The following is a 25,396-nucleotide window of genomic DNA, read 5'->3' as shown; positions in this document are numbered from 1 at the left end:
CATGCACGTACCGATTTGCTTTCGCTGATTTCGGTTGTCGATGGGAATAGGCTGAGCGCGCGGCGCGCGGCGTCGCAGCGGTGACGGGCGAGGTGAGGAGCGCAGACGTGACGACGCGATCGCCCGCACTCGCCCGGTCGCGTCGAGCCAGGCGCACTGTCGTACAGGCGCGTTCCGACGCCTGGATTCACGACTACACACGTCGGGTCACCGTCACCGACACCCTGATCGTCATCGCGGTGGTCTTCGGCGCACAGATGCTGCGCTACGGTCCGGTGTCGTTCGACGATCACGTCGGCCGTGCCCGCGTGCCGATCGGTCTGGTCAGTCTCGGTGTCGTCGCGGCGTGGCTGTTGATGCTGCGGATGCGGCAGTCCCTGGACCGTCGGGTGATCGCCGCGGGGCCCACCGAGTACAGCCGCGTGGTATCGGCCTGCTTCCTCGTGTTCGCGACGTTGGCGATCGTGGACCTGCTCTTCGTTCTGAACATCGCGCGGTCGTTCGTCGCGTTGGCATTTCCCCTGGGGACCGTCGCTCTGCTCACGTCACGGTGGTCGTGGCGCTCGCGGCTCACCCACCGCCGGCGACGCCGACTCGATCTCGACCGTGTAGTCGTGATCGGCGGGATCGCGACCGCGCAGCCGTTGATCGAGCACCTCGACCGCAACCCGGAGCTCGGATACGACGTGATCGGTCTGTGCGTGCCGCCCGAGCAGTCCGAGATCATCGGGCCGCTCGCGGCCAACGGTCGGTCGATCCCGATCCTGGGTGAGTTCGCCGACGCCCGCGCCATCGTCGAGACCGCCGGGGCGAGCACCGTCGCCGTCACCTCGGCCGAGGCTCTGGGCCACTCGGCAATGCGTGAGTTGTCGTGGGACCTCGAGGGTCTCGACGTCCAGATGGTGGTCGCTCCCGGGCTACTCGACGTGGCCGGTCCGCGGATGAGCATGCGCCCGGTCGCCGGCCTGCCGCTCCTGCACATCGACAAGCCCTCCTACAAGGGTGCCAACCGGTTGGCGAAGGCGATGGTCGACCGCATCGGCGCCGTCGCGCTGGTGGTGCTCGTCTCACCCGCGCTGGCGGTCTGCGCGCTCGCGATCACTCTCGACTCCCGCGGGCCGGTGTTCTATCGGTCCGAGCGCATCGGGCCGGGCAACGAACCTTTCCTGATGTGGAAGTTCCGCTCCATGGTGACCGGAGCCGACCGAATGAAGGACGATCTCGCCGACCTCGACGAAGGCGCCGGTGCGTTGTTCAAGATCCGTGAGGACCCTCGCGTGACCAGGGTGGGAAAAGTCATCCGCCGCTTCAGCATCGACGAACTGCCGCAGTTGTTCAACGTGATCGGTGGTTCCATGAGTCTCGTCGGTCCCCGCCCTCCTCTGGCGGAGGAGGTCGAGCGCTACGACGGTCCGGTGGCACGCCGGATGCTGGTGCGTCCCGGCATGACGGGGCTCTGGCAGGTGTCGGGCCGTTCCGACCTCACCTGGGAGGAGTCGGTGCGCCTCGACCTCAGTTACGTCGAGAACTGGTCGGCGATGAGCGACGCCATGATCATGTGGCGCACCCTGCGGGCGGTGGTCGGTCGCTCGGGCGCGTACTGACCGCGGCCCGACCGCTACTGTCGCGGGCATGAGCGCGCCGGTGGTCCCGACCCGAATCCTGTTCGTCTGCACCGGCAACATCTGTCGGTCGCCCATGGCGCAGTACTTTCTCGCCGACCGTGTGCGCGGCGGCGGGGTCGAGGTGTCGGTCGGCAGCGCGGGCACCGCGGCGCTCACCGATCACCCGATGCATGTCCAGACCGAGCGGGTGCTGCGCGAGCGCGGCATCGACTCCACCGACGAGTTCCGTGCCCGCTACCTCACCGCCGACCTCGTGGCCGGTGCCGACCTCGTGATCGGGCTGTCGCGCGAACATCGCGATCACGCGACCGCGGCGGCGCCGATGTCGTGGCGTCGTGTGGTGACCCTGCGGGAACTCGACGCCTACATCGCCGGCGGGGGAGCGCTCACCTCCACCCCGCAGATCGCGGCCGATCGCAACCGCGACGACCTCGACATCACCGATCCCATGCACAAGCCCCCGGCTGCCTTCGACACCCTCGCCGCCGAACTCGATCCGATGATCGACCGGCTCGCGGGATGGCTGCGCGGCTGAGGCGTGGGCCCGGTCAGTAGTAGTAGGGGAACGGGTCCCAGTTCGGGTCGCGCTTCTCGAGGAAGGCGTCGCGGCCCTCGACGGCCTCGTCGGTCATGTAGGCCAGGCGGGTGGCCTCGCCGGCGAACACCTGCTGACCCATCAGTCCGTCGTCGGTCAAGTTGAACGCGAACTTCAGCATCCGTTGTGCGGTCGGTGATTTGGCGTTGATCGCCCGGGCGAACTCGATGGCGGTGTCCTCGAGGTCGGCGTGGTCGACGACCTCGTTGACCGCACCCATGCGCTGCATCGTCTCGGCGTCGTAGGCGCGGCCCAGGAAGAAGATCTCGCGGGCGAACTTCTGGCCGACCTGCTTGGCGAGATAGGCGCTGCCGTACCCGGCGTCGAACGAGCCCACGTCGGCGTCGGTCTGCTTGAACCGGGCGTGCTGGCGTGAGGCGATGGTGAGGTCGCAGACCACATGCAGCGAGTGCCCGCCGCCGGCCGCCCAGCCGTTGACCACGGCGATGACCACCTTCGGCATGGTGCGGATGAGGCGCTGCACCTCGAGGATGTGCAGGCGACCGCCCTCGGCCTGCACGCGCGCGGTGTCGACAGTGTCGGTGGTCTCGCCGCCGGCGTACTGGTACCCCGACCGGCCGCGGATCCGCTGGTCGCCGCCGCTGCAGAACGCCCAGCCGCCGTCCTTGGCGCTCGGGCCGTTGCCGGTGAGCAGGATGGTGCCCACATCGGGGCTGCGCCGGGCGTGATCGAGGGTGCGGTAGAGCTCGTCGACCGAATGCGGTCGGAACGCGTTGCGCACCTCGGGGCGGTCAAAAGCGATTCGCACGATGCCGTTCTCGCGACCCGACCCGACGTGACGGTGATAGGTGATGTCGGTGAGGTCGTCGAACCCGTCGACCGCGGTCCAGTGCTCGGGCGTGAAGGGGTTCGCGGCGTCGTCGCTCATGTGTGAAGAGCGTAGTGGTGGCCCCCGTTCGGGCGTCTCACCTGGGTCGATAACGTTGCGGGCATGACCGATGACCAGCACGAGGGCGGTTTCCGCACCGACATGGCGATCAGCGTCGACAAGGGCGGACCGCGCTACGGCGAGTTCGTGGAATCGGCTCGGCTGTTCATGGACCGGGTGCGGGCGGCGATGCCGACCGAGGAACTGGTCGACGAGCTCATCGACGAACTCGCGGCGATCAACGCCAAGCTCGAGGCCGTCGCCATCGACGAATGGAACTCACCCTCGGGCACGCGGATCGACCTGCCCGCCCGCGGGAACATCACCCTGCCGCCGTATCTGGTGAACCGGGCCGACGCCACGGGAGTCGATGCGACACTACGCTTCACGCGTTTCCACCTCGGCGGCAACAACGCAGCGCACGGCGGCTACATCGGTACCGCCTTCGACGACCTCCTCGGTATGACCGGTGCGCTGGCGACCGGAAAGGTCACGCGCACGGCCTATCTCACGGTCAACTACCGGTCGATCACCCCGCTCTACACCGATCTTTCGGTGACGACGCAGGTCACGAAGGTCGACGGCCGCAAGATCTTCGTCGCCGCGCAGATGCGCGACGGCGACCGGCTTTGCGCCGAGGCCGACGGACTGTTCATCGCCCTCAATCCCGGGCAACCGTAGCGCGAGGGTCTCTCAGGAGCCGTGCACTCCGTCGGTGCAGCCACAGATCTCGCCACCCCACTCCGATTCCGTCGTGACCGGGGCCCGACACATCGCCGGTCGGGCCGGCATCCCGAGAAATCTCGTCGCCAGGCGGCGTCTCGACGCGGTCCAGCGCGCACCGGTCGTCGACGACAGGGGGTCGACCGGATGTTCGCAGGTGGGACAGAGATTGCGTAGCCCCGCTCGGGGTCGAGCGTTGCGGAGTACGGCCACGGTCCGATTGTGCACGCGGCAGGTGGGTGACGATCGCCGATCTGCTGAACCGGTCGATGCCGTGTCACCAGTTCACGAGCGCCTTCGACGCCGCCGAGGCCGTCTCCGGGGTGCGGAGCAGACGCCAGTCCGGGGTGTTCGAGGCATCGATCTCGAACCAGACAATGGCCTCAACCGACGTGGTGGCGAAATAGAGAAAGGCGTCGGTGATCCACTGAGCCTGATCGTCGCCGGGTCGGCAGCCGATCTCATTGACCCACTTCGGACTCGACGGCGCGATCCTGTCGAGTAGTCCCAGTGTTTCGTCGAACAGCGTCCGCGCACTTCCCTCGCCCCGGTTGTAGCCGTCGACCGCCACGATGTCGACGACGTCATCACCAGGGAAACATGCCGTGATCAGATCGGGGCGCTGCTGATGATCGATGTTGGGGCACCAGATCCACCGCACATTGTCGGCGCCGGCGAGATCGAAGCGCGATCGCACCCAGCGGAACGCTTCTCGGTAGTCCCGAGGGCTCCCACCGTTCGACTGCGCGGACCAGGGATACCAGTCGCTGTTCATCTCGTGCGCGAATCGGATGACCAGAGGACCGCCATCGGCTGCGGCACTGTGGGCCCACTGGTCGACGTACGACGCGAAGCTGGTGATCGCGGCCAGTGCGTATTTTGGTTGGGTCACGCCCGCCAGCGGATTCCACGGCTCCCATGTGATCTCCGGGATCGCACCCGTCTTCCGGATCGCCGCCACCGTCTCGAGCGGGTACCCCGTCTGCCACTCCCATGCGACGAAGAAGTTCAGAACGCGGAGTTGTCGACCCAGCCTGGCGGCGACCGTGCTCGACATCGCGACGTCCTCGGCGCGTGACCCGGTGATGGAGATCCCGAAATTTCGCCGCGGGACCGCGTCGCGTGCGCACGACGTGATGGCCAGTCCGCCCGAGGCCGCCAGTGCCGGGGTGAGCAAGCTCGCCCGAAGGGCCAACCGCCGACTGATCACGGGATTCCGAGCGGTACGAGAGCTTTCTCGAACGCGGGCGTCAGCAGACGGACTGCGGTGGCGGACAGATGCGAATCGTCACGATAGAGGAGTGTGCCGTTGCGGACGGCGGGACATGTCGCGCCGTTGCAGAGGTAGCCGTTGAGGTCCACGACGCCGACCTCGGGCAAGGACCCGCGCAGGCTCGCCGAGAGGACCGCGTCGACCTGGTCGTAGGCGGGGAAGCTGCACTTGCTCCAGTCGTCGAGTGCCGACGAGACACATTCGGGAATGTTTCGGCCCGGGTACGGAGTGTCGCGGATGTAGACCAATTTCGCGCCGGACTTTGCCAGTTTTCGCAGACTGCGAGCCCAGTCGTCCTGGACCTCGGACAGTTGAGGGATATATCGGTTTAGTGACGACACGAAAACGATGGCCGGTCGGTCCCGGTCAATCGCAGCGATCTGTGCCCGACGCCAATCCGAACAATAGCGCTGAGAATAGCGGGCTTTCTCACCTACGCGCGGAGCGATCTCAGGCACAGGGCAGCCAGCTTGTGTGACGACCCGGAGCCGCCAATCACGCTGCTTCGCAATGGCTTCTAAGGTTGTCTGCCATTGGTGCGCGTGGCTGTCGCCGAATAGCACCACGGGCAACCCGCCCCGGTCGCCGAACTCGCAGTCGGGCTGGGTTGTCGTCTTGTCCAGTAGACATTCTGATCTCCGGGGCACATCATCTTTTGCCTTGATCGGAGATGGTGTGGTCGAGCCACTGTTCGCCGTCGCGGCTCCGCCGAAGACCTGTGCGAAGTCGGCCGAGGTGGGCGCTTGATTGCCGGTTCCCAACGCGGTCGCCGTCTGAGTTCCCACCGTCATGACCACAGCACACGCGACGAGCGTCGCCGTCAATCCCACCGACGCGGCGGCCTGCGGGCGGACTCGAGCGGACCGTGCGGTCATGATCGGCTTCTCGATCATCTCGTGGGTCGCGGCGGCCAGTGCCAGAGCCGGCGCCATGAGCAGGAGCTTCGCCGTCCACGACAGCTCGCCGAACTGGGCCTCCGCGAGAACCAACACGGGCCAGTGCCACAGGTAGAACGGATAGGACCATCGTCCGATGAGCCGAAGCGGTGCGGTACCCAGTCCTCGCCCCACAACCGATCTGGGACCCGAGGCGATGATCCCCACCACGGCGAGCGTCGGCACCGCTGCGATCCAACCGGGGTACGCCGTGGTCGAGTCGAAGGTGACGACCGCCCAGCCGAGACCGAACACTCCGATGATGCCGACGAGCGACAGCGTTCGGGGCCTGACCCGCTCGAGGACGAACGGTGCGCTCAGGGCCAGCAACGCTCCCACCCCGAACTGCCACACACGCGTATAAGTCGCCATGTACGCCAGCGAAGGGTTGGAGGCGGTGAGCACCGCTCCAGAGATATAAGACGCACCGGACACCGCGGCGATGGTCACCGCGAGAACCGCCGTCGGCCGGGACATTCGCAGCACTCGTGCCAAAAGCGTCACAGCCACCACCAGGGCCGGCCACACCAGATAGAACTGCTCCTCCACAGCGAGCGACCAGAAGTGCAGGATGAGGTTGGTGTCGGCCTGACCGCCACCGAGGTAGTCGTTTCCCTGGGCGATCAGCCGCCAGTTCGCTATATAGAGGATGGCCGAGAGGAAATCGAATGTGGCCTTGTAGGTGGTCAGGGTCGGCAAGATGACGAGGGCGGCCACGCTCGACAGCACGATGACCAGCGCCGCGGCCGGCAGAAGTCGTTTGGCCCTTCGCGCGTAGAAGCCCGCGAACGAAAACCGTCCCGTGCGAGAAACTTCCGCCATGATCAGGCTGGTGATGAGGAAACCCGAGATCACGAAGAATGTGTCCACACCGACATATCCGCCGAGCATGTGCGGGACAGAGCAGTGAAACAGCACGACGGCCAGAACCGCGACCGCTCTGAGGCCCTCGATGTCAGGGCGGTACGTGATCCCGCGGGGTGTCGAATTGATGGGCACTGTTTCGCGATCGACCAGTGAGTTGTGCATGATCAGCTCCAGGGGATGACGAGGTCGAAGTAGCCGCTCGCGATGACAGCCGCGAACAGGATCAGTGCGGAATAGCCGATCGCCTCGAACATGCTGATCCGGTTCTTCCCCGTCTCGAACTGCGTGAACTGCGGAGGTCGAGACGAACTCGGCGCGATGATCCCGAGAACACGAGCGAAGCCGCCGATGAGCGGCACACTCAGGTAGGTGTAGCCGAGAAGAAACAGGCCCATGGTCCAGAACTCGCGCAGACCGTACTGGTAGGTATCGAATCCCCATGCCGCCCAGGAAACCCCGAGGGTCACGATCAGCGTCGCGGCGCCGACCTTGCTGATCGTGCGCGCGAGTGACGACGACTTGCCCACAGCTCCGGTCGCGACCCACCCACGTGTACGACCGGTCAGCTTGTGGGTGATGGCCAGGGCGTGACAGAAGCCATACGCCATCTGAGTCCGCATGACCTCGAATCGCCACTGCCCCACCGAAACACGTGGCATGAGCACGAAATAGACCCACGCGCCCGCCATGAACGGTATGAAGTGCGACGCCCGGATCTGATCGGCGAAGAAGATCGCCATCACCATCGCGGGCACATGCAGGACGAACACGTTCAGTGCCGTGGATATGTAGTACATGAACCCTGCCCAGAAACACAGGCGCTGACGGAGGCTGAGTGGTTGGCGTTGTGCAACCCTGCTCTGCAGCAGGGTGATCGACCCGTTGCACCATCGGTATTGCTGGTTGAGGAACCCGGCGAGGTCCGACGGGCACAAACCCTTGCTGACCAGAATCGGCACGTAGCGAGTTCGATAACCCCCACGGAGCAGAAAGATGCCGGTGTGTACATCCTCGCTGTGTTCGATCTGCGCGAAGCCACCGACGTCGGACAGGGCCTCCCGGCGATACAGGGCACACGTGCCCACGCAGATCGGTGCCCCGGCGCGGTCACGGGATGGTTGCACCCAGCGGTAGAACAGCTCCTGCGTTGCACCCGCTGTGCGCTCCAACCAGTTCATCGACTCCTCGGTCGAGAAGTACTGCGGGCTCTGCACTATCCCCACCTCGCGGTCCTCGGTGTAGGGGACGAGATGTTCCAGGTAGTCGGCCCGTGGGCAGAAGTCGGCGTCGAAGATGGCGATGAAGTCACCGTGACTCTGTCCGAACGCGTACTGCAGGTTTCCTGCCTTCTTCATGTGGCCGCGGTTGGGCCGGACGAGGTAGTCGAACCCGAACTCCTCAGCAGCGGCGCGTACTTCGTCACGGCCACCGTCATCGAGAACCAGCACGCGGAGCTCGCCCCGCCATTGAACGTTCTTCACGTAGGTGTAGGTGTTGAACAGGACGGACATGTCCTCGCCGCAGGTCGGCAGAAAGATGTCCACAGATGGCCACACCGTCCGGTCCGCGTGCCACGCCCGCACGGTTTCCCTGTGTGTTGCCGCGCTGGGGATCCGACTGTTCCAGCCCGACAGGGCGGAGAGCACCGAACCGGTCACGTTCACGGCAAGCACCGCGAGGAGCGGGTAAAGCCACACAGTGTGAATGCTGAAGCGCGCGAGACTGATTCCTGCCAGGACGAAGGCGCAGGCCATGGTGACCTGCACCCATCGCTTCTGTGGGCCCAAGTAGGCGTACAACTCCTGATCGTTCGGGGGAGACACCGATGGTTCGGCGACCGAGACCGGGCGCGCGTGCCTCGGCGATCCGAGCTGGGTGATGCGGGCATCGGTATTCGCGAGTGGAAGTGCCATCCGGCAAGTCCCTTTCGATTCTGGGCAGGGTCAGGACAGCGATCGTCCGCGACAGCGCCGGGGCGCGACTGTGCCGTTGTCCGGCGAGAATCGACAGACAGAGAACAGGAAAGGAGGCGTGGATCGAGCGCATTACGTCGCTGAAATGGTGAACCGAATCTTGACAGGACGCTGGGGGCGTCGCAACAGGAGAGACCGCTGACCTATGACGGGCGTCTCACTGTCGACACTCTCTGATTGATAGAACGTCCCGATATGACGTGTGAAAACGTGTGTAGCCCAACAGCTTCGATCACGTACAGGGTTGAGTGGGTGGCCGGCAGCGTCTCATCTTTTTCGTACGGACGATGTACACCGGGTCCGATCATGGGAATGAATTCCTGCGCACGTAATAGCGCGGAAGATTGCCGATGGTGAATAATCTGTTGGCGCAGAACAATCCGGTTCACTTGCACTGATCGAGATCACTGTGTCGTGCAGAGCCGGCGATCTGGCCGTCGCGCGCTATGGCTCTGTCGAAGACTCTCAGGCGAGCGGACCGGCTTCCAGGGTGAGACCGGCGTCGCGGAGTCGGTCGACGAGGGCGTCGCCCATGGCGGCGGCGGGTGTGAGGACGCCGGTGCGGTTCGGCAGCTTGTCGCGGTCGAGGGCGAGGGTGAGGGCGCTCTCGCCGAGCATCACCGCGGTCGCCTTGTAGCCGGGGTCGCCTTGCGCCTTCACGCGGGACTTGTACCGCTTGCCGGTGGTGGTGCGGGTGTAGACGTCGACGGTGAAATGGCCGTTCTCGCGGGTCTTCTCACTCGGTCCGTCGCCGGCCTTGGGCAGGATGCGGTCGAGGACCTTGCGGGTCGGGGCCATCGCCATGAGTCCGAGGAAGCCGCCGAGACCGACGCTGACGAGCCCTGCGGTCGCGGTCGAGAGCACGGGGTTCTTGCCGACGGCCATCGCCTCGCCGTAGCGGAACTCGGCGCCGTAGGCGTTGCCCAGCAGCGCGTTGGTGCGCCGCACGATGCGGGTGTTGTGTGCGGCCATCACGAACGGCGCCAACGTGCCCTTGATCGACGGGTCGATACTCGATCCCTTGACGATCATGGCGTCGCTGGGCTGCTTGACCGCGGTGCGCAGCCGGTGCTCGCCCGGGCCGGTCGACAACGCCTGCGGGTCGAGCAGGATGCGGCGGGTCTCGGGGTTGCGGGCCTCGGTGGCGATGACACGCATGGAGTCGACGGTGCCGCCGGAGACGCCGCCGGAGAACGAGCTGACCACGAGCGTGGTGTCGGTGAGTTCGCCCTCGCCGGCCTCGGACACGGCTTTGTGGAGCAGGTAGACGCCGATGTCGGACGGCACCGAATCGAATCCGCACGAGTGGACGATGCGCGCGCCGTTCGCCTCGGCCTGCTCACCGAACTTGTCGATGGAGTACCGCACGAAGGGGACCTCGCCGGTGAGGTCGACGTAGTCGGAGCCGGCGTTGACCGTGGCGGCGAGCACCAGCTCGCCGTATTTCAGGTACGGCCCGACGGTGGTGCAGACCACGCGGGTGCGGGCGGCCATCGCGTCGAGCGACGACGCCGAATCGGCGTCGGCGACGATCAACGGCCAGTCGTGCGCCGAGGCGGGCAGCGTGCGCCGCATGGACGCCAACTTCGTCTCGCTGCGTCCGGCCAGGGCGACGCGGGTGCCGGCGGGGGCGTGCCTGGCCAGGTAATCGGCGGTGAGGATGCCCACGAAACCGGTGGCCCCGAACACGACGACATCGAACTCACGAGAGGAATCGGTCATGACACCCGAGGGTAGACCGGCTCGTCGGCGGGCGACACCGGCTCCGGCTGTGCGGCCCCGCGTGACCGCCAACGGTTGTAGAGCCGTGCCGCGAACGGTGCGACGAACAGCATCATGAGCACCCGCACGATCTGCGAGGCGAGCACGAAGGTGATGTTGGAGCCCGACGCCGCGGCGGCCGCCAGCACCGCGTAGATGCCGCCCGGTGTCGTCGCGAGGTACCCGTCGAACATCGACTCCCCGGTCCAGAGGCTCAGCGCCACACCGAGTCCCGCGCTGCCGACGCCGATTCCGACGATGAGGACGACGGCATACGGGAGCACCCGACCGATCGCGCGCAGGCTCTCCTGGGTGAAGCCGAGGCCGGCCTGCCAGCCGATGACCGCGTACCCGGCCGTCACCAGCACGACCGGGACCGAGGCCCCGCCCGCGACGCCGGTCAGTTCGGCGACGACGGTCACGATGAGCGGGCCGAGCAACCCGGCGGCCGGGAGTCGGATGAGGCGGCCCACGCTGATGCCGACGGCCATGGCGCCCGTGAGCAGCAGCAGTCCCCAGAGTTGGTCGCCGGCCGAGGCGGAGTGCGTGGAGGTCGCCGATCCGGTGTGCGCGCCGAACACGGTGGTCGCCACGATCGGCAGGCTCACGGTGACGAGTCCGACGCGGACGTACTGCACCACCGCCACCATCCGCTCGTCGCCGCCGAGTTCCCGGGTGAGTGCGACGAGTCCCGACGCGCCGCCCGCGACGAGGGCCAGCGAGCCGGTGAGCGGGTCGACACGGCGGTGCAGGCCGAGCAGTGCACCGCCCGCGACCGACAACACGAGCGTGCCGAGCGCGATCACGATCACCGGGAGCCACGAGTCGGCGAGACCGGCCAGTACCGACGGCTGCACCATCGTGCCGATGTACACGCCGAGCACACCCTGCCCGGCGATACCGATCGGGCGGGGGAGTGGTGGCTTCTTCGCCGTGCTGCCCTCGGTCCTCGGGGTGCGTTCGCGGGGCGCGAGGCCGGCGAGAGCGAGTGCCGCGGCGACCACGAGCCCCGCGAACAGTGCCGCCGACGGGACGGACAGGTGGTCGAGAAGCGCGGTCGCCGCCGCGGTCACCGCGATCAGTCCGAGCCAGCGCAACAGCATGATGCCAAGACTAGGCTTGCTAATACCTCGGTGTAAACCGATGAAGGCCGGGTGAATGTGAACTATTGTCTTGCCATGACCACGATCGACGTCGCCGAGGCGACCCGCCTGCGGGAGGCGATCATGTCCGTCGCCCGGGCCGCGCGAACCCACCGTCCCGACCACGGTCTCCCGCTCACGCAGATCACGGTGCTGGGCTACCTCGACCGATCGGGCACCACCACCGTCGCCGCACTCGCCGACCGCATGCATGTCCGCGTGCAGTCGTTGACCGTGAGCATGAACAAGCTCGACGACGCCGGCCTCATCGTCCGCCGCACCGACCCCCTCGACCGTCGGCGACAGCTGGTCGAACTCACCGAGGCCGGGCGTGCGCTGATCCTCGACGACCGTGCCCAACGCGACGCCTGGCTCGCGCAGTCGTTCGCCGACAACTTCGACGACACCGAACGTGGGCTGATGATGCTCTGCGTCCCGCTCTTCGAACGCCTCGCCACCGAACGCAGCCGCTGACCGAACCGCCCACCCCGCCAGGTGGGCCGTCGTTTCCGTCAGGTGGGCCGCCGTTTCCGTTGGTTGGGCCGACGTTCGCATCCATCGGGCCGACGTGGCCCGCGCGTACCCTGGCGCACATGCGCAAACCCCTCGTCGCCGTCGTCGGAGTCGTGCTGACGCTCTTCGGACTCGTGTTCGCGCTGCAGGGTTTCGGCGTGCTCGAGGGCAGCGCCATGAGCGACACCGTGCTGTGGTCGGTGCTCGGCCCGATCATCGCGCTCGTGGGAGTCGCGCTCATCGTGGTCGGCGTGCGCGGCAAGCTCCGTTAGCGCCCTCGTGGAATCGTCTGATCACGACACCCGCGTCACCGGCACCCCGGTCGGGCGCCGCGTGGTGCTCGGACTGATCGGACTCGGCGGCCTGGGGATCGTCGCCGGTCCCGCCGCGCAGGGCGGTCTGTCGAAACTCCTCGCGCCGGTACAGGTCCGCGACCCCACCGGACTCATCGCTCTTCTGCCCCTGGGCAACAACTTCCGCTACTACTCCGTCGTCGGATCGGTGGAAGAGGAGTCGTCGACGGACTATCGGCTCGCCGTCGGCGGCGAGGTCGCCACACCGGCCGAGTACACGATGGCGCAACTGGCGCAGCTCCCGCAGACGTCGTTCACCGAGACCTTCCACTGCGTCACCGGGTGGACCGTTCCCGACGTCGCGTGGAGCGGCGTCCGACTCTCGACACTGCTCGACCGTGCCGATCCGAAGCGGACCGCGACCGCGGTGCGCTTCCGTTCGTTCGACGGCACCTACACCGAGAGCCTGCCGATGGAGAAGGCCCGCGGCGACCGCGTGATCGTCGCGTTGCGGATGCTCGACGCCCCGGTCACCCACGACCACGGCGGCCCGGTGCGCATGTACGTCGGCGGGCAGTACGGCTACAAGAGCACGAAGTGGCTGTCGGGTATCGAGCTGACGACCGACGAGATCCCCGGCTACTGGGAGAGGCGCGGGTATGAGCTCGACGGCACCATCGACGACTGACGTCCCCCGTTTCGGCCCGACCGCCCGCTGGGTGCACCGCACGGTCGCGGTGTTGATGATCGCGTGTCTGGTGACCGCGGCGATCCTGTACGTGTCTTCGTTGTCGGTGCTCGTCGGGCACCGACAGATCGTCGAGATCGTGCACGTCTACGGGGGTTTCGCGCTGCCGGTGCCGATTCTCCTCGGGCTGGCGTCGCCGTCGTATCGCGACGACCTGCGTCGGTTGAACCGATTCGCGCCCACCGACCGGCGATGGCTGCGGTCGAAGACCCGTCGCGACGGCACCATCCCGGTGGGGAAGTTCAACGCTGGACAGAAGCTGAACGGCGCGTTGTCGGCGGGGTCGATCATCGTGCTGTTCGTGACCGGAGTGTTGATGTACTTCCCGTCGCTCGTGGGGCTGTCATATCGCACGGGCGCGACCTTCGCCCACGACTGGTTCGCCTTCGGCGTCGGACTGCTCGTCCTCGGACACATGGCCTTCGCCTTCGGTGACGCCGAGGCGCGTCGTGGCATGCGCACCGGTCGCGTCTCGGCGAGCTGGGCCCGCAAGGAACACGGTGACTGGGCCGAGGAGATGGGCGTCGGGACGACGCACGAGCCCTAGCGGGCGGCCACACCGTCGGCGCCGAGCGCTCCGAGGAACGCGAGGCTCTCCGCCGCGGCGGATCCGACCGGCGCGGTGTAGAGGACCAGGTGCTGGTCACCGTCGGCGAGATGTAGGACATCGCAGTCGAGGGTGAGCTCGCCGACGACGGGATGCCGGAAGGTCTTGGTCAGCATCGACGGCGGCTGCACATCGTTGCGGTCCCAGAGACGTGCGAATTCGCGACTGCCATGGCGTAGTTCGTCGACGAGCGCTCGGATCACGGGATCGTCGGGATAGCGGGCCGAGGCGGTGCGCAGTTCCATCACCGCGCTCTGTCGGAATCCGGCGGCATCGGAGATGCCGTAGAGCGCCTCGCCGTCGGGAACCTCCGGCAGGAAGGCGTTCCGGGCCAGGTTCCGGTCGTCGGGCGTGCGGGCGGCGAAGTCCTCCATCAACGCCGCGGCGAGATCGTTCCAGGCGAGGACGTCGAACGCCGCGGACATCACGAACCCGGCCGTCGCCGGGATACGCCGCAGCAGTTCGATGATGCTCGGTCGGACCTGTCGGGAGTGCAGACCAGATCGATTCGGGGCGGTCCCGGCGAGCAGGTGGAGATGGTCGGACTCGGGGCCGGTGAGCCGGAGCGCCCCGACGATCCCGGCGAGCACGTCTGCGGACGGGCGTGGTGCACGGCCCTGTTCGAGGCGGACGTAGTACTCGGTGGAGATGTGCGCGAGCACCGCGATCTCCTCGCGGCGCAGCCCGGGTGTGCGCCGCCGAGGACCCGACGGCAGGCCCACGTCGGCGGGCCGGAGGCGTTCGCGTCGACTGCGGAGGAAGGCACCCAACTCCTGCTTGTCCATGCTCCGAGTGTGCGCGCCGGGCGTCGGCGCAGGGTAGTACCGACTGTGCCTGACTACGGTCCGCCCGCCGTCTCAGGCTGGTGCCATGACGAACTCACACGACAGTGCACCCATCGGACTGCTGGCCGACAAGGTCATCCTCATCACCGGCGCGAGCCGCGGCATCGGTGCGGCGGCCGCCCACCTCTTCGCGGCGGAGGGAGCGGCGGTCGTCCTCGCCGCACGGAGCACCGACGCACTCGATCGCATCGTCGCCGACATCAGGGCCACCGGTGGTGTCGCCGACGCCGTGACCGTGGACCTGGCCGACGCCGCGAGTATCCGCAGCGCGGTCGGGCGCACCGCAGAAATGCACGGACGGCTCGACGGTGCGTTCAACAACGGAGGCATCGTGCAGCAACCCGGTCCGCTCGAGGCCACCAGCGACATCGACCTCGACGACCAGTTCGCCGTCAACTTCCGGGCGCACTGGGTCGCGATGGCCGCCGAGGTCGCCGTGATGCGCACCGGTGGTCGCGGGGCGATCGTGAACACCTCCAGCGTCGGCAGCCGTCGCGCGAACCCCATGCTCCCCGCCTACGGCGCCATGAAGCGTGCACTGAACAGCATCACCGAGTCGGCCGCGGTCAGCTGGGCTCCGGATGGCATACGTGTCAACGGCATCACCCCGGGCGGCACCACCACCGAGATGATGCTCGACTGGGATGCGCGGTCGCCGGGCGTGATCGACGCGACGATCGCGGCGTCCCCGATGGGTCGGATGGCCGCGCCCCGGGAGGTCGCCGAGGCTGCCGCGTGGTTGCTCAGCGACCGTGCCTCGATGGTCACCGGTGCGATACTGCCGGTCGACGGTGGCGGCGGCGCCTGAGCCGGCCGGCTGATCGGCCCGACGGGCGGTGGTCGGGTGTGGGGCACATCGCGTCGACCGCCGGTGATCTGTCGTTAACCTGGAGTGATGAACCCGTCCACCGTGCAGGCCCGCGTGATCGTCGACGAGATGATCCGAGGCGGCGTGCGTGAGGCGGTCCTGTGTCCGGGTTCGCGTAACGCGCCGCTCGCCTTCGCGCTGCACGCGGCCGACACCGCGGGTCTGATCCGCCTGCACGTACGGATCGACGAGCGCACCGCGGGCTTCCTTGCGCTCGGCCTCGCCGTGGCGTCCGGACAACCGGTGCCGATCGTGATGACCAGTGGCACCGCCGTCGCCAACGTGAGCCCGGCGGTCTTCGAGGCCAACTACGCGCGCGTCCCGCTGATCGTGGTCAGCGCGAACCGGCCCTATGAGCTGCTCGGATCGGGCGCGAACCAGACCATCGAGCAGTTCGGCATCTTCGGTACGCAGGTGCGCCTGGCCATCAGCCTCGGGCTCGCCGAGCAGGATCTCGATACCAACAGTCAATGGCGTTCGGGCGTGGGTCGCGCGTTGGCCGCCGCCCGCGGCGCACGCACCGGCAATCCCGGCCCCGTCCAGTTCGACATCCCACTGCGCGAACCGCTCGTCCCCGAGGCGGGTGTGGGGCCCGACGACCCGCTCGACGGTTTCGCCGGCCGCGACAACGGTGCGCCGTGGACCACGGCGGCCGTCGGTCGCCTCGACGTCCCCATCGACATCGACCTGACCGAGCCGACCGTCGTGGTGTCGGGTCACGGTGCGGGTGTGCGACCCGAGCTCGCCGGCATCCCGACGGTCGCCGAACCCACCGCTCCGGCGCCCGAGACCGCGTTGCACCCGCTCGCACTCGGGCTCGTGCGGCCGACGCAGGCGATCATCTGCGGCCGCCCGACGCTGCACCGCGGGGTGTCGCGGCTGCTGGCCGATCCCCAGGTGCGGGTCTACGCCCTCACGACCGGGCCGCGCTGGCCCGACGTCTCGGGCAACGTGCTCGCGACCGGTACCCGCGCGGAGGTGTCGGGCACGCAGTCCGAACAGTGGCTCAAGGACTGCGCCGACGCCCACCAGCGCGCGGTGGGCTCCGTCGACGCCGAACTCGACCGCCCCGGCCCGGTCACCGGCCTGCACGTCGCACGCGTGGTGAGCGCCGCGATGCACCCGGGCGAGCAGCTCGTGGTGGGGGCCTCGAACCCGATCCGCGACGTCGCGCTGGCCGGGCGCGTGTCGCCCGAGGTGCGGGTGTTGTCGAACCGTGGCGTCGCCGGCATCGACGGCACCGTCTCGACCGCGATCGGTGCCGCGCTCAGTGCCGACGGCGTGCGGACCGTGGCGTTCATGGGCGACCTCACCTTCGTGCACGATGCGACCGGCCTGCTGATCGGACCGGCCGAGCCCCGCCCCCGTGACCTCACGATCGTCGTCGCGAACGACGACGGCGGCGGCATCTTCGCGCTGCTCGAGCAGGGTGAACGACGCTTCAGCGGACCCGAATACGACGGCGCTTTCGAGCGCGTCTTCGGCACCCCGCACCGCACCGATCTCGCCGCGGTCTGCGCCGGGTTCTCGGTACCGCACCGCAGGGTGTCGTTGGCGGAGCTGCCCGCGGCGCTGGCCACTGCACCGTCGGCCGCGACCGAGGGTGGGGTCCGGGTGATCGAGGTGTCGACCGACCGGGACCGGCTGCGTGACCTGCACGCGGCCATCGGCGCCGGGCTATAGACCCTGCCCGTCGTGTGGGTGGCCGCCGCGCGCCGGTCGCGTCGGTAGTCTGGCCCGCATGTCCGCCACCGCTCTCCGACGCACGCAGATCGCGCTGCTGCTGATCGGTGCGATCGTCACGATCATGATGGTCGTGGTGGTGGCCGGGTGTTACCGCGACGACTCCTCGATCGACGCCCACCGGGCGACCGCCACCGCCGACGTGGTGACCGCGGGGGCGACCAAGTCGACGGTCCGGTTCTACACCGAGAGCGGCGAACTCCGCAGCCCTCGCCTGGGGATCTTCTACCCGACGGAATTGACTGCCGGACAACGGATCAGCGTCGAGTACGACAGCACGAACCCCGACCTCGTGCGTGTCGCCGGGCGCGATGCGAGCCTCGCGATCATCCCGGCGGTGTCGATCGCCGGCTACACGTGGCTGCTCATCGTGGTCGTGATGGTGCTGCTCGCCGAGGTGACCCGCAGGCGTGGGCGGGCGATCGACGTCTCGCAGCCCACACCGGACACCGTGCGTGCAGGTGACGAACACCGGGTGAACTGACCCGCCGAGCGTTCACGCGGCATTCCGGGCCGTGTCACGTCGAGGTGCCGTGGGAGACAGGTGCGCTGCGCACACTGGGTGCGTGCGAGTGGCGATAGTGGCAGAGAGCTTCCTGCCCAACATGAACGGTGTCGTGAACTCGGTGCTGCGCGTCTGCGAGCACCTGACGGCTCACGGACACGAGGCGATGATCTTCGCCCCCGACACCCCGCGCGGGTTGCCGGCGGCGCCGCGTGAGATCGACGGCGTGCCGGTGCATCTCGTGCCGTCGCTGATGGTGCCGAAGGTGTCGAGCCTCCCGGTCGGCGTGCCGCACCCCTCGCTGTACCGCGCGATGGCCGACTTCGCCCCCGACGTGGTCCACCTCGCGTCGCCGTTCGTGATCGGTGCCGCCGGAGCGCATGCCGCGCGACGCCTCGACGTCCCGACGGTCGCGGTGTTCCAGACCGACGTCGCCGGATTCGCCGCCAGCTACGGCATTGGGATCGGGACGCGCGCCGCGTGGTCGTGGACCCGCCGCCTGCACTCCGCCTGCGACCGCACCCTCGCGCCCTCGACGGTGTCGGTGAAAGCGCTTCAGGACCATGGGGTCCCGCGTGTGTTCCGCTGGGGTCGCGGTGTCGACGCCGAGCGCTTCCACCCCGACCGCCGCGACCACGACCTGCGCGCGCAGTGGAGCCCGAACGGTGTGCCGATCGTCGGGTTCGTCGGACGCCTCGCACCGGAGAAGCACGTCGAGCGCCTCGCGGTGCTCTCGGGTCGGAACGACCGCCAGCTCGTGATCGTCGGTGGCGGACCCGAGCGTGCCCGTCTCGAGAAGCTGATGCCCGACGCGGTGTTCACCGGCGAACTCGGTGGCCTCGACCTCGCGCGCGCCTACGCCAGCATGGACGTCTTCGTGCACCCCGGCGAGCACGAGACCTTCTGCCAGGCGGTGCAGGAGGCGCAGGCCAGCGGTATCCCGGTGATCGGGCCCGACGCCGGCGGCCCCAAGGACCTCATCGCGAACTTCCGCACCGGCTACCTACTGGACGTGCCGACGTTCTCCCAACGCCTGCCCGACGCCGTCGACACCCTCGTCGCCTCGAGCGTGGGCACCGAGTTCGGTGCCGCGGCCCGGCGCGGTGTCGCGGGCAAGACGTGGCCCTCGATCTGCGATCAGCTGCTCGGCCACTACGACGCCGTCCTCGGCCGTGCCGGCAGCCTCGGCGTCCGTCGTTCTGCCTGATCATCGAGCGGTCGGCTGTGGCCGGGCTCTCGATGCGTGCGGGTGGGGCGGGCACGTAACGTTGCTGCCATGACCTCGACCCGCGCCGGCCTCGACAAAGCACCCGCCGATGTCGCCGCGATGTTCGACGGTGTCGCGCGGCGCTACGACATCACCAACACCGTGCTCTCCTTCGCTCAGGACCGCCGGTGGCGCATCGCGACCCGCGAGGCTTTGGGTATCGGGCCGGGTGACGTCGTGCTCGATCTCGCCGCGGGCACGGCCGTCTCGACCGAGGAGCTGGCCCAGTCGGGTGCGCACTGCATCGCCGCCGACTTCTCGCTGGGGATGCTCAAGGCCGGTCACAAGCGGCCCGTACCCAAGGTCGCGGCGGATGCGCTGACGTTGCCCTTCGCCGACGAGAGTTTCGACGCCGCCACCATCTCGTTCGGGCTGCGCAACGTCGCGTCTGTCGACACCGCGCTCGCCGAGCTGTATCGCGTGCTGAAACCTGCTGGGCGACTGGTGATCTGCGAGTTCTCGACACCCACGTTCGGGCCGTTCCGCACGGTCTACATGGAGTACCTGATGAAGGCGTTGCCGTCGGTCGCGACGAAGGTGTCGAGCAACCCCGAGGCGTACGTCTACCTCGCCGAGTCGATCCGCGCCTGGCCCGACCAGTCCGGTCTCGCCGCGAAGATCGAGACCGCCGGATTCGACACCGTCCGCTGGCGCAACCTCACCGGCGGCATCGCCGCGCTCCACCGCGCCGTCAAGTAGCCCGCGCCTCGCCGATCGGGCGATGAATGCCCGGTCAGCGGAAGGGCGGGCGGGAGTCGATCGTGGTCGAGGCGCGGCCCGCGGTGCGCCACAGGCGCGCGACGAGGTCGGAGTCCTCGGGGGTGATCAGGTTGCCCATCACGCGCACCACCATCGACATCAACGCCGCCGAGCGGATACCCGGCCGGCCCAGCACCGGCACCGCCTTCGGGACGGTCAGCACCCCGGCGAGGCGACGGGCGGCGGAGAACGCGGCGCCGTAGTGATCGGCGAGCAGGGCGGGCCAGTCGTCGGTGTGGTCGCGTTCGCCGAGTCGGGCGGCGGCGAAGCGTCCGGTCTCCATGGCGTAGTCGATGCCCTCACCGTTGAGCGGGTTGACGCACGCCGCGCAGTCACCGACCAACATCCAGTTGCGACCTGCCACCCCGGTCACCGCGCCACCCATCGGCAACAGTGCCGAGGTCACGCGCATCGGGTCGCCGTGCAGACCCCAACGCTCGCGCTGCGAGTTCGTGTAATGCCCGACGATCGGCCGTAACGCCATGTGCGCCGGGCGTTTCGCGGTCGCCAACGCGCCGACACCGATGTTCACCAGACCGTCGTCCGAGCCGAGCGGGAACACCCATCCGTATCCGGGGAGCAGGCCGCCGTCGCCGTCACGGAGTTCGAGATCGGACCCCATCCACTCGTCGCCCGCGCGGTCGGACCGCACGTAGGCCCGCGCCGCGACGCCATAGGCGGTGTCGCGGTGCCATTCTCGGCCGAGCTCACGCCCGAGCGGCGAGCGCACACCGTCGGCCACGATGAGCTGACCGACCCGGATCTGCGCTGGCCCGTCGGGTCCGACGACCTCGACCGCGCTCACCCGATCGCCGTCGCGGACCACCCCGACCGCCTTGACGCCCTGCACCATCGTGGCGCCGCGGTCGAGTGCGGCGAGGCGGATGCGATCGTCGAGTTCGGTTCGGGCGATTGCACTTCCGTGTGCCGGGAACCGCCCCGACGGCCACCGGATCTGCTGTGAGGCACCCCAACCGCGCATCGACAGGCCGACGATCTTCGGTCGCGACGACAGGTACGCGCCGAGACCCAGGTGTTCCATCTCGGCGATCGCGCGCGGGGTCAGTCCGTCGCCGCAGGTCTTGTCGCGGGGGAACACTGCGGTGTCGAGGAGCACGACCTGACGACCCGCGGCGGCGGCGTGCGCGGCGGTGGCCGAACCGCCCGGCCCGGCACCGACGACCAGCACGTCGGCGTGCGTCGGGAGGGGCGCGGGAGGCTGCTGCTCCGCGTCGGCGATGGAGGTCACCTGATCCAGTATCACCGAAGCTTCGACGCAACGATTACGCTCGGTCGTAGACGGTCGGGTGAGAACAGTCTCGCCGACCCCGTGGGAGATGGAGCGCCGAGTCGTGCGGACGAGGTTGACGGGAGTCGCGTCGTGAAGACGACGTTCATGGGGCTCGATATGGGCTCCGAGCAGTTCTCCGACGAGATCGGCGGCTCGCTCGCCCGCATCGAGGAACTACTCCTCGCCGAGCTGTCCTCGGGCGAGGACTTCCTCACCGAGGCGGCCACCCACCTCGCCAAGGCCGGCGGCAAACGTTTCCGCCCGCTCTTCGCGCTCCTCGCCGCACAGTTCGGGCCCCGCCCCGACGCGACCGAGGTCATCACCGCGGCCACCGTCGTCGAGCTGATCCACCTCGCGACGCTCTACCACGACGACGTCATGGACGAGGCCGACATGCGACGCGGCACGGTCAGTGCCAATTCGCGGTGGGGGAACAGCGTCGCGATCCTCGCCGGCGACTTCCTCTTCGCCCGCGCCTCACGACTGGTCTCGACCCTGGGTCCCGAGTCGGTGCGGATCATCGCCGACACCTTCGCCGAGCTGGTCACCGGCCAGATGCGCGAGACCATCGGCAACCAGGCGGGCACCGATCCCGTCGACCACTACCTACGCGTGGTGTGGGAGAAGACGGCGTCGTTGATCGCCGCGGCCGGACGGTTCGGCGGTATGACCTCCGGCGCCGCCGACGCCGACATCGAGCGCCTGTCGCGTCTCGGCGACGCCATCGGCACCGCGTTCCAGGTGTCCGACGACATCATCGACATCAGCTCGCAGTCCGACGACTCGGGCAAGAACCCGGGGACCGACCTGCGCGAGGGTGTGCACACGCTGCCGGTGCTGTACGCGCTGCGAGAGTCGGGCCCCGACGCCGACCGGCTGCGCGCCCTGCTCGTGAGCGAGTCCGGTGAGCGGATCCCGCTCGTCGACGACGCCGACGTCACCGAGGCGCTCACCCTCCTCAACGCCTCGCCGGGGATGGATCGGGCCCGCGAGACGCTGCGCGGTTACGCCGACAAGGCCTTCGCCGAGCTCGCCGCGCTGCCGGCCAGCCCGTCGACCGACGCGCTCACCTCGCTGGTCACCTACACCGTCGACCGCATCGGCTGACGCGCTCGGCGTCGGAACTCCCGAGGCAACCTCGAGCGTTGAGCGGGTGAATCCCACCGCTCACCCGAGGAGAACGACCACCATGCACGGGCACGCAAACGGCTTGAAGACGGTGCTGCTGCTGGGCGCCATGTCGGCGATCATCGTCGCGATCGGTGCCGCGTTCCGGAGCCCGGCGATCCTGCTGGTCGCGGTCCTGTTCGCGGTCGGCATGAACGCCTACGTCTACTTCAACAGCGCGAAGATGGCGCTCAAGGCGATGCACGCGCAACCCGTCACCGAGGTGCAGGCACCGGTCATCTATCGCATCGTGCGTGAGCTCGCGACCACCGCGCGCCAGCCCATGCCGCAGCTCTACATCAGCCCGACCGAGGCGCCGAACGCCTTCGCGACCGGCCGCAACCCGAAGAACGCCGCGGTCTGCTGCACCCAGGGCATCCTGCAGATCCTCGACGAGCGGGAGCTGCGCGCGGTGCTCGGCCACGAACTGAGTCACGTCTACAACCGCGACATCCTGATCTCGTCGATCGCGGGCGCCATGGCCGCCGTCGTGAGCGGTCTGGCCAACTTCGCGATGTTCGCCGGGATGTTCGGCGGCAACCGCGACAACGGGCCCAACCCGTTCGCGCTCATCCTCATCTCGCTGCTGGGTCCGATCGCCGCGACCGTGGTGAAGCTGGCGGTGTCACGGTCACGGGAGTTCCAGGCCGACGCCTCGGGCGCCGAACTCACCGGCGACCCGCTCGCGCTCGCCTCGGCGCTGCGCAAGATCTCCGGCGGGGTCCAGGCCGCACCGCTGCCCCCGCAGACCGACATCGCCGCGCAGAGCCACCTCATGATCGCCAACCCGTTCCGCGGCGGCGAGCGCATCGGGAAGATGTTCTCGACGCACCCGCCGATGGAGGAGCGCATCGCGCGCCTCGAGGAGATGGCGCGCGGCGGGCGCTGAGTGCCTACCGGTAGTTCACGAACTGCAGGGCGATCTCGAAGTCCTTGCCCTTGAGCAGTGAGATCACTTCCTGCAGGTCGTCGCGCTTCTTGCTCGACACCCGCAGCTCGTCGCCCTGGATCAGTGCCTTGACGCCCTTGGGACCCTCGTCACGGATGGCCTTGGTGATCTTCTTGGCCTTCTCCGAGTCGATGCCCTGCACGAGCGTGCCCGACAGGCGGTAGCCCTTGCCCGACGACGCCGGCTCGCCCGCGTCGAACGCCTTGAGCGAGATGTCGCGGCGGATCAGCTTCTCCTTGAACACCTCGAGCGCGGCCTCGGTGCGCTCCTCGGTGTCGGAGGTGATCACGATGGTCTCCTCGCCCGACCAGTCGATCTTCGTGTTGGTGCCACGGAAGTCGTAGCGCTGCGAGAGTTCCTTCGCGGCCTGGTTCAGAGCGTTGTCGACTTCTTGCCGATCGATCTTGCTGACCACGTCGAATGATGAATCTGCCATGCGGGCCAGGGTAGTCAGCCTCGTCCGGTTTTCCGATTCGGTGTGCGGCGTTCGCACCGCGTCGTGTCGTTCGCACCACGCTGGGACGGCGCGAACGACACCAGGTGGCGTGAACACCATTGGCAACTGTGGACAACCGGCTGCGGGAGGTCGCTTCGCGGGGCTCGGGACGCCGTGCGTCGCCGAAGCTGAAGCCCATGAGTGCGATTGCGACGACCCGCCGCCGCCTGGCGGCCCAGGGCCATACCCGCGTAGCCGTGGAAGCTGCGCTGCGCGATGGCAGGCTGATCGAGCTCGCGGCCGGTCACCTGCTCCCCGCCGCTGATCTGGGGCCGTTCCCGGAGGATCGACACCACGCCCTGGCGCGGGGGGTGCTTCGGGACCGTCCTTCCGGCGACGCCCTCGCGCGCGTGAGTTCCGCGATCAATCTGAGGCTCCCGGTCACCGGTGCCGATCTCGGCCGGGTGCAGCTCGCACGAGTGGGCGGAACCGCCTCGGGCTCGAAGCGGACGTCAGTGGTGTCGCTGCATCGCAACGTGTCCGCGGCCGACCTGACCGTCATCGACGGGGCCTGGTCGACCACGGCGGCACGCACGGTGGTCGACCTCGCCCGGTCGGAGTCGGTGCGCACGGCGACCATCACCGGAGATGCAGCCCTCCAACGCCGACTGTGCACCATCGAGGAGCTCACCGCGGTCCTGGAGGGCTTGGGGGCCGTCGACGGGTGTGGACGAGCGAGAGCGGTGCTGACCGGGCTCGACGGCCGCGCCGAGAGCCCGCTCGAATCGTGGAGTCGGCTCGTCATCGGTCGCTCGAACCTGCCCACCCCCGACCTGCAACACGAGATCCGTGATCGCGGCCGGCTGGTCGCTCGTGTCGATTTCTGGTGGGAGGAGTTCGGTGTTGTGGGGGAGTGCGACGGGATGGGGAAGTACTTCGGTGAGTACTCGTCGAAGTCGCTTCGCGAGGTCCTCGACGAGGAGAAGTTCCGAGCCCAGGAGCTGGTCGACCTCGGCTACATCGTGGTGCGGTGGAGCTGGAACGAACTCCTGCACCGGCCCGAGGTCGTCATCGAGCGGATCGATCGGGCGCTGCGGAGTCGGTGACCGAGACGTTCGCCCCTGATCGCGTCGTTCGCCCGCATCGAGCGGGGTGCGAACGGCGCGGAACGGTGCGAATCATCGGGACCGGCAAACTGCGCGTGACCACCGGTTTTCGCAACCACGGGGGTGACGTTGTAATCTTCACGGCGTCGCCAGATCGCGTTGAGCGGGTCCGACACACGGCACGTTGCCCGAGCGGCCAATGGGAGCGGACTGTAAATCCGTCGCGAAAGCTACGTAGGTTCGAATCCTACACGTGCCACCACTCATCAAGGACTGTTGAAAGTCCTTGTGAGCTGCGCTTATACGGGCTTGAGCGGCCCGCAGCGAGCGCCGGACCCCAGCGATTTGGCGACACTCGGGGCTGCTGTGTAACCTCGACAAGGCTCTCGGGGCGTCGAACAACGCCTCGGGTCCCGCCCCCTTAGCTCAGTCGGTAGAGCGTTTCCATGGTAAGGAAAAGGTCAACGGTTCGATTCCGTTAGGGGGCTCGCTGGACTCCCAGACCGTCACCGGACT

24 protein-coding genes and 2 tRNA genes are annotated in these 25,396 nt (G+C 68.1%); 17 read left to right on the top strand and 9 right to left on the bottom strand.

Annotated features, from left to right (window positions below):
• Nucleotides 1–107 precede the first annotated feature (107 nt).
• Both ACQ7HM_RS01705 and ACQ7HM_RS01700 read left to right on the top strand, forming a co-directional pair.
• Nucleotides 108–1,604 carry a sugar transferase gene (locus ACQ7HM_RS01705; RefSeq protein ID WP_434214508.1) on the top strand — a complete coding sequence of 499 codons (1,497 nt, stop codon included), beginning with the start codon at nt 108–110 and terminating at the stop codon, nt 1,602–1,604.
• Between the two features lie 28 nt (nt 1,605–1,632).
• Nucleotides 1,633–2,160 carry a low molecular weight phosphotyrosine protein phosphatase gene (locus ACQ7HM_RS01700; protein WP_434214507.1) on the top strand — a complete coding sequence of 176 codons (528 nt, stop codon included), beginning with the start codon at nt 1,633–1,635 and terminating at the stop codon, nt 2,158–2,160.
• Nucleotides 2,161–2,173: 13 nt separating this feature from the next.
• On the opposite strand, the gene ACQ7HM_RS01695 is transcribed toward ACQ7HM_RS01700, so the two are convergent.
• A complete protein-coding gene (locus tag ACQ7HM_RS01695) occupies nt 2,174–3,109 on the bottom strand; it encodes a 1,4-dihydroxy-2-naphthoyl-CoA synthase (protein ID WP_434214506.1) in 936 nt (311 codons plus the stop codon).
• Nucleotides 3,110–3,172: 63 nt separating this feature from the next.
• On the opposite strand from ACQ7HM_RS01695, the gene ACQ7HM_RS01690 reads away from it, so the two are divergent.
• Complete coding sequence (locus tag ACQ7HM_RS01690) at nt 3,173–3,790, top strand: PaaI family thioesterase (RefSeq protein WP_434214505.1); 618 nt, start codon at nt 3,173–3,175, stop codon at nt 3,788–3,790.
• A gap of 319 nt (nt 3,791–4,109) precedes the next feature.
• Here the strand turns inward: ACQ7HM_RS01690 and ACQ7HM_RS01685 are convergent, their stop codons facing one another.
• From ACQ7HM_RS01685 to ACQ7HM_RS01665, 5 genes are all read right to left on the bottom strand, one after another.
• The gene (locus tag ACQ7HM_RS01685; RefSeq protein WP_434214504.1) at nt 4,110–5,042 is read right to left on the bottom strand and encodes a glycosyl hydrolase; all 933 of its coding nucleotides are present in this window, start codon (nt 5,040–5,042) and stop codon (nt 4,110–4,112) included.
• On the bottom strand, nt 5,039–7,069 hold the full coding sequence (locus ACQ7HM_RS01680) for an acyltransferase family protein (RefSeq protein WP_434214503.1): 2,031 nt from the start codon (nt 7,067–7,069) through the stop codon (nt 5,039–5,041). The genes ACQ7HM_RS01685 and ACQ7HM_RS01680 overlap by 4 nt, the downstream gene beginning before the upstream one ends.
• A 2-nt stretch (nt 7,070–7,071) precedes the next feature.
• Entirely contained in the window at nt 7,072–8,673 is a 1,602-nt protein-coding gene (locus ACQ7HM_RS01675) for a glycosyltransferase family 2 protein (RefSeq protein ID WP_434214502.1), read from the bottom strand.
• Nucleotides 8,674–9,345: 672 nt separating this feature from the next.
• Nucleotides 9,346–10,602 (bottom strand): saccharopine dehydrogenase family protein, encoded by a 1,257-nt coding sequence (locus ACQ7HM_RS01670; RefSeq protein WP_434214501.1) that lies wholly within the window; start codon nt 10,600–10,602, stop codon nt 9,346–9,348.
• Nucleotides 10,599–11,741: an AbrB family transcriptional regulator gene (locus tag ACQ7HM_RS01665; RefSeq protein WP_434215600.1), complete on the bottom strand. Its 1,143-nt coding sequence runs from the start codon at nt 11,739–11,741 to the stop codon at nt 10,599–10,601. The genes ACQ7HM_RS01670 and ACQ7HM_RS01665 overlap by 4 nt, the downstream gene beginning before the upstream one ends.
• Nucleotides 11,742–11,819: 78 nt before the next feature.
• Between ACQ7HM_RS01665 and ACQ7HM_RS01660 the strand changes: the two genes are divergently transcribed.
• The 4 genes from ACQ7HM_RS01660 (at nt 11,820) to ACQ7HM_RS01645 (ending at nt 13,884) form a co-directional block, all read left to right on the top strand.
• Nucleotides 11,820–12,257, top strand: a complete 438-nt coding sequence (locus ACQ7HM_RS01660; protein ID WP_434214500.1) for a MarR family winged helix-turn-helix transcriptional regulator — start codon at nt 11,820–11,822, stop codon at nt 12,255–12,257.
• Between the two features lie 119 nt (nt 12,258–12,376).
• Nucleotides 12,377–12,568 carry a hypothetical protein gene (locus ACQ7HM_RS01655; protein WP_434214499.1) on the top strand — a complete coding sequence of 64 codons (192 nt, stop codon included), beginning with the start codon at nt 12,377–12,379 and terminating at the stop codon, nt 12,566–12,568.
• A 7-nt stretch (nt 12,569–12,575) separates the two neighbouring features.
• A complete protein-coding gene (locus tag ACQ7HM_RS01650) occupies nt 12,576–13,277 on the top strand; it encodes a molybdopterin-dependent oxidoreductase (RefSeq protein WP_434214498.1) in 702 nt (233 codons plus the stop codon).
• The gene (locus ACQ7HM_RS01645) at nt 13,249–13,884 is read left to right on the top strand and encodes a cytochrome b/b6 domain-containing protein (protein ID WP_434214497.1); all 636 of its coding nucleotides are present in this window, start codon (nt 13,249–13,251) and stop codon (nt 13,882–13,884) included. The genes ACQ7HM_RS01650 and ACQ7HM_RS01645 overlap by 29 nt, the downstream gene beginning before the upstream one ends.
• Here the strand turns inward: ACQ7HM_RS01645 and ACQ7HM_RS01640 are convergent.
• The gene (locus ACQ7HM_RS01640) at nt 13,881–14,729 is read right to left on the bottom strand and encodes a helix-turn-helix transcriptional regulator (protein ID WP_434214496.1); all 849 of its coding nucleotides are present in this window, start codon (nt 14,727–14,729) and stop codon (nt 13,881–13,883) included. The two genes, ACQ7HM_RS01645 and ACQ7HM_RS01640, sit on opposite strands and share 4 nt — an antisense overlap.
• An 85-nt stretch (nt 14,730–14,814) precedes the next feature.
• Here ACQ7HM_RS01640 and ACQ7HM_RS01635 point away from each other — a divergent pair, with 85 nt between their 5' ends.
• From ACQ7HM_RS01635 to ACQ7HM_RS01615, 5 genes are all read left to right on the top strand, one after another.
• Nucleotides 14,815–15,597 carry an SDR family NAD(P)-dependent oxidoreductase gene (locus ACQ7HM_RS01635; protein WP_434214495.1) on the top strand — a complete coding sequence of 261 codons (783 nt, stop codon included), beginning with the start codon at nt 14,815–14,817 and terminating at the stop codon, nt 15,595–15,597.
• A gap of 87 nt (nt 15,598–15,684) precedes the next feature.
• On the top strand, nt 15,685–17,340 hold the full coding sequence (menD, locus tag ACQ7HM_RS01630) for a 2-succinyl-5-enolpyruvyl-6-hydroxy-3-cyclohexene-1-carboxylic-acid synthase (protein ID WP_434214494.1): 1,656 nt from the start codon (nt 15,685–15,687) through the stop codon (nt 17,338–17,340).
• A 58-nt stretch (nt 17,341–17,398) separates the two neighbouring features.
• Nucleotides 17,399–17,884, top strand: coding sequence for a hypothetical protein (locus ACQ7HM_RS01625; protein ID WP_434214493.1), 486 nt, complete (start codon nt 17,399–17,401; stop codon nt 17,882–17,884).
• Between the two features lie 82 nt (nt 17,885–17,966).
• Entirely contained in the window at nt 17,967–19,112 is a 1,146-nt protein-coding gene (locus ACQ7HM_RS01620; protein ID WP_434214492.1) for a glycosyltransferase family 4 protein, read from the top strand.
• Nucleotides 19,113–19,181: 69 nt separating this feature from the next.
• Nucleotides 19,182–19,871 carry a demethylmenaquinone methyltransferase gene (locus ACQ7HM_RS01615; RefSeq protein WP_434214491.1) on the top strand — a complete coding sequence of 230 codons (690 nt, stop codon included), beginning with the start codon at nt 19,182–19,184 and terminating at the stop codon, nt 19,869–19,871.
• Nucleotides 19,872–19,905: 34 nt separating this feature from the next.
• Here the strand turns inward: ACQ7HM_RS01615 and ACQ7HM_RS01610 are convergent, their stop codons facing one another.
• A complete protein-coding gene (locus ACQ7HM_RS01610) occupies nt 19,906–21,180 on the bottom strand; it encodes a geranylgeranyl reductase family protein (RefSeq protein WP_434214490.1) in 1,275 nt (424 codons plus the stop codon).
• Nucleotides 21,181–21,312: 132 nt separating this feature from the next.
• Between ACQ7HM_RS01610 and ACQ7HM_RS01605 the strand changes: the two genes are divergently transcribed.
• Together ACQ7HM_RS01605 and htpX are read left to right on the top strand one after the other, a co-directional pair.
• Complete coding sequence (locus ACQ7HM_RS01605) at nt 21,313–22,329, top strand: polyprenyl synthetase family protein (protein WP_434214489.1); 1,017 nt, start codon at nt 21,313–21,315, stop codon at nt 22,327–22,329.
• 82 nt (nt 22,330–22,411) lie between these two features.
• Entirely contained in the window at nt 22,412–23,278 is an 867-nt protein-coding gene (gene htpX / locus ACQ7HM_RS01600; RefSeq protein WP_434214488.1) for a zinc metalloprotease HtpX, read from the top strand.
• Nucleotides 23,279–23,282: 4 nt separating this feature from the next.
• Here htpX and ACQ7HM_RS01595 read toward each other — a convergent pair whose 3' ends face one another.
• Nucleotides 23,283–23,774 (bottom strand): YajQ family cyclic di-GMP-binding protein, encoded by a 492-nt coding sequence (locus tag ACQ7HM_RS01595; RefSeq protein WP_434214487.1) that lies wholly within the window; start codon nt 23,772–23,774, stop codon nt 23,283–23,285.
• Between the two features lie 197 nt (nt 23,775–23,971).
• Here ACQ7HM_RS01595 and ACQ7HM_RS01590 point away from each other — a divergent pair, with 197 nt between their 5' ends.
• The 3 genes from ACQ7HM_RS01590 to ACQ7HM_RS01580 all read left to right on the top strand — a co-directional run bounded on the left by ACQ7HM_RS01590 (nt 23,972) and on the right by ACQ7HM_RS01580 (nt 25,368).
• Nucleotides 23,972–24,880, top strand: a complete 909-nt coding sequence (locus ACQ7HM_RS01590; RefSeq protein WP_434214486.1) for a hypothetical protein — start codon at nt 23,972–23,974, stop codon at nt 24,878–24,880.
• Nucleotides 24,881–25,058: 178 nt separating this feature from the next.
• Nucleotides 25,059–25,142 (top strand) — tRNA-Tyr (locus ACQ7HM_RS01585).
• 153 nt (nt 25,143–25,295) lie between these two features.
• Nucleotides 25,296–25,368, top strand: a tRNA-Thr gene (locus ACQ7HM_RS01580).
• Nucleotides 25,369–25,396 lie beyond the last annotated feature (28 nt).

Source organism: Williamsia sp. MIQD14 (assembly GCF_051025635.1).
Taxonomy (GTDB): domain Bacteria; phylum Actinomycetota; class Actinomycetes; order Mycobacteriales; family Mycobacteriaceae; genus Williamsia_A.
The sequence above is the reverse complement of the archived record's forward strand: the minus strand, read 5'-3'. Positions and strand labels throughout refer to the sequence as shown.

What these genes read in the sequence shown, in the direction of transcription:
- ACQ7HM_RS01700 (WP_434214507.1), top strand. Translation starts at nt 1,633, where the DNA reads ATGAGCGCGCCGGTGGTCCCGACCCGAATCCTGTTCGTCTGCACCGGC.
- ACQ7HM_RS01695 (WP_434214506.1), bottom strand. Translation starts at nt 3,109, where the DNA reads ATGAGCGACGACGCCGCGAACCCCTTCACGCCCGAGCACTGGACCGCG.
- ACQ7HM_RS01690 (WP_434214505.1), top strand. Translation starts at nt 3,173, where the DNA reads ATGACCGATGACCAGCACGAGGGCGGTTTCCGCACCGACATGGCGATC.
- ACQ7HM_RS01680 (WP_434214503.1), bottom strand. Translation starts at nt 7,069, where the DNA reads ATGCACAACTCACTGGTCGATCGCGAAACAGTGCCCATCAATTCGACA.
- ACQ7HM_RS01670 (WP_434214501.1), bottom strand. Translation starts at nt 10,602, where the DNA reads ATGACCGATTCCTCTCGTGAGTTCGATGTCGTCGTGTTCGGGGCCACC.
- ACQ7HM_RS01660 (WP_434214500.1), top strand. Translation starts at nt 11,820, where the DNA reads ATGACCACGATCGACGTCGCCGAGGCGACCCGCCTGCGGGAGGCGATC.
- ACQ7HM_RS01655 (WP_434214499.1), top strand. Translation starts at nt 12,377, where the DNA reads ATGCGCAAACCCCTCGTCGCCGTCGTCGGAGTCGTGCTGACGCTCTTC.
- ACQ7HM_RS01645 (WP_434214497.1), top strand. Translation starts at nt 13,249, where the DNA reads ATGAGCTCGACGGCACCATCGACGACTGACGTCCCCCGTTTCGGCCCG.
- ACQ7HM_RS01640 (WP_434214496.1), bottom strand. Translation starts at nt 14,729, where the DNA reads ATGGACAAGCAGGAGTTGGGTGCCTTCCTCCGCAGTCGACGCGAACGC.
- ACQ7HM_RS01635 (WP_434214495.1), top strand. Translation starts at nt 14,815, where the DNA reads ATGACGAACTCACACGACAGTGCACCCATCGGACTGCTGGCCGACAAG.
- menD (WP_434214494.1), top strand. Translation starts at nt 15,685, where the DNA reads ATGAACCCGTCCACCGTGCAGGCCCGCGTGATCGTCGACGAGATGATC.
- ACQ7HM_RS01625 (WP_434214493.1), top strand. Translation starts at nt 17,399, where the DNA reads ATGTCCGCCACCGCTCTCCGACGCACGCAGATCGCGCTGCTGCTGATC.
- ACQ7HM_RS01615 (WP_434214491.1), top strand. Translation starts at nt 19,182, where the DNA reads ATGACCTCGACCCGCGCCGGCCTCGACAAAGCACCCGCCGATGTCGCC.
- htpX (WP_434214488.1), top strand. Translation starts at nt 22,412, where the DNA reads ATGCACGGGCACGCAAACGGCTTGAAGACGGTGCTGCTGCTGGGCGCC.
- ACQ7HM_RS01595 (WP_434214487.1), bottom strand. Translation starts at nt 23,774, where the DNA reads ATGGCAGATTCATCATTCGACGTGGTCAGCAAGATCGATCGGCAAGAA.
- ACQ7HM_RS01590 (WP_434214486.1), top strand. Translation starts at nt 23,972, where the DNA reads ATGAGTGCGATTGCGACGACCCGCCGCCGCCTGGCGGCCCAGGGCCAT.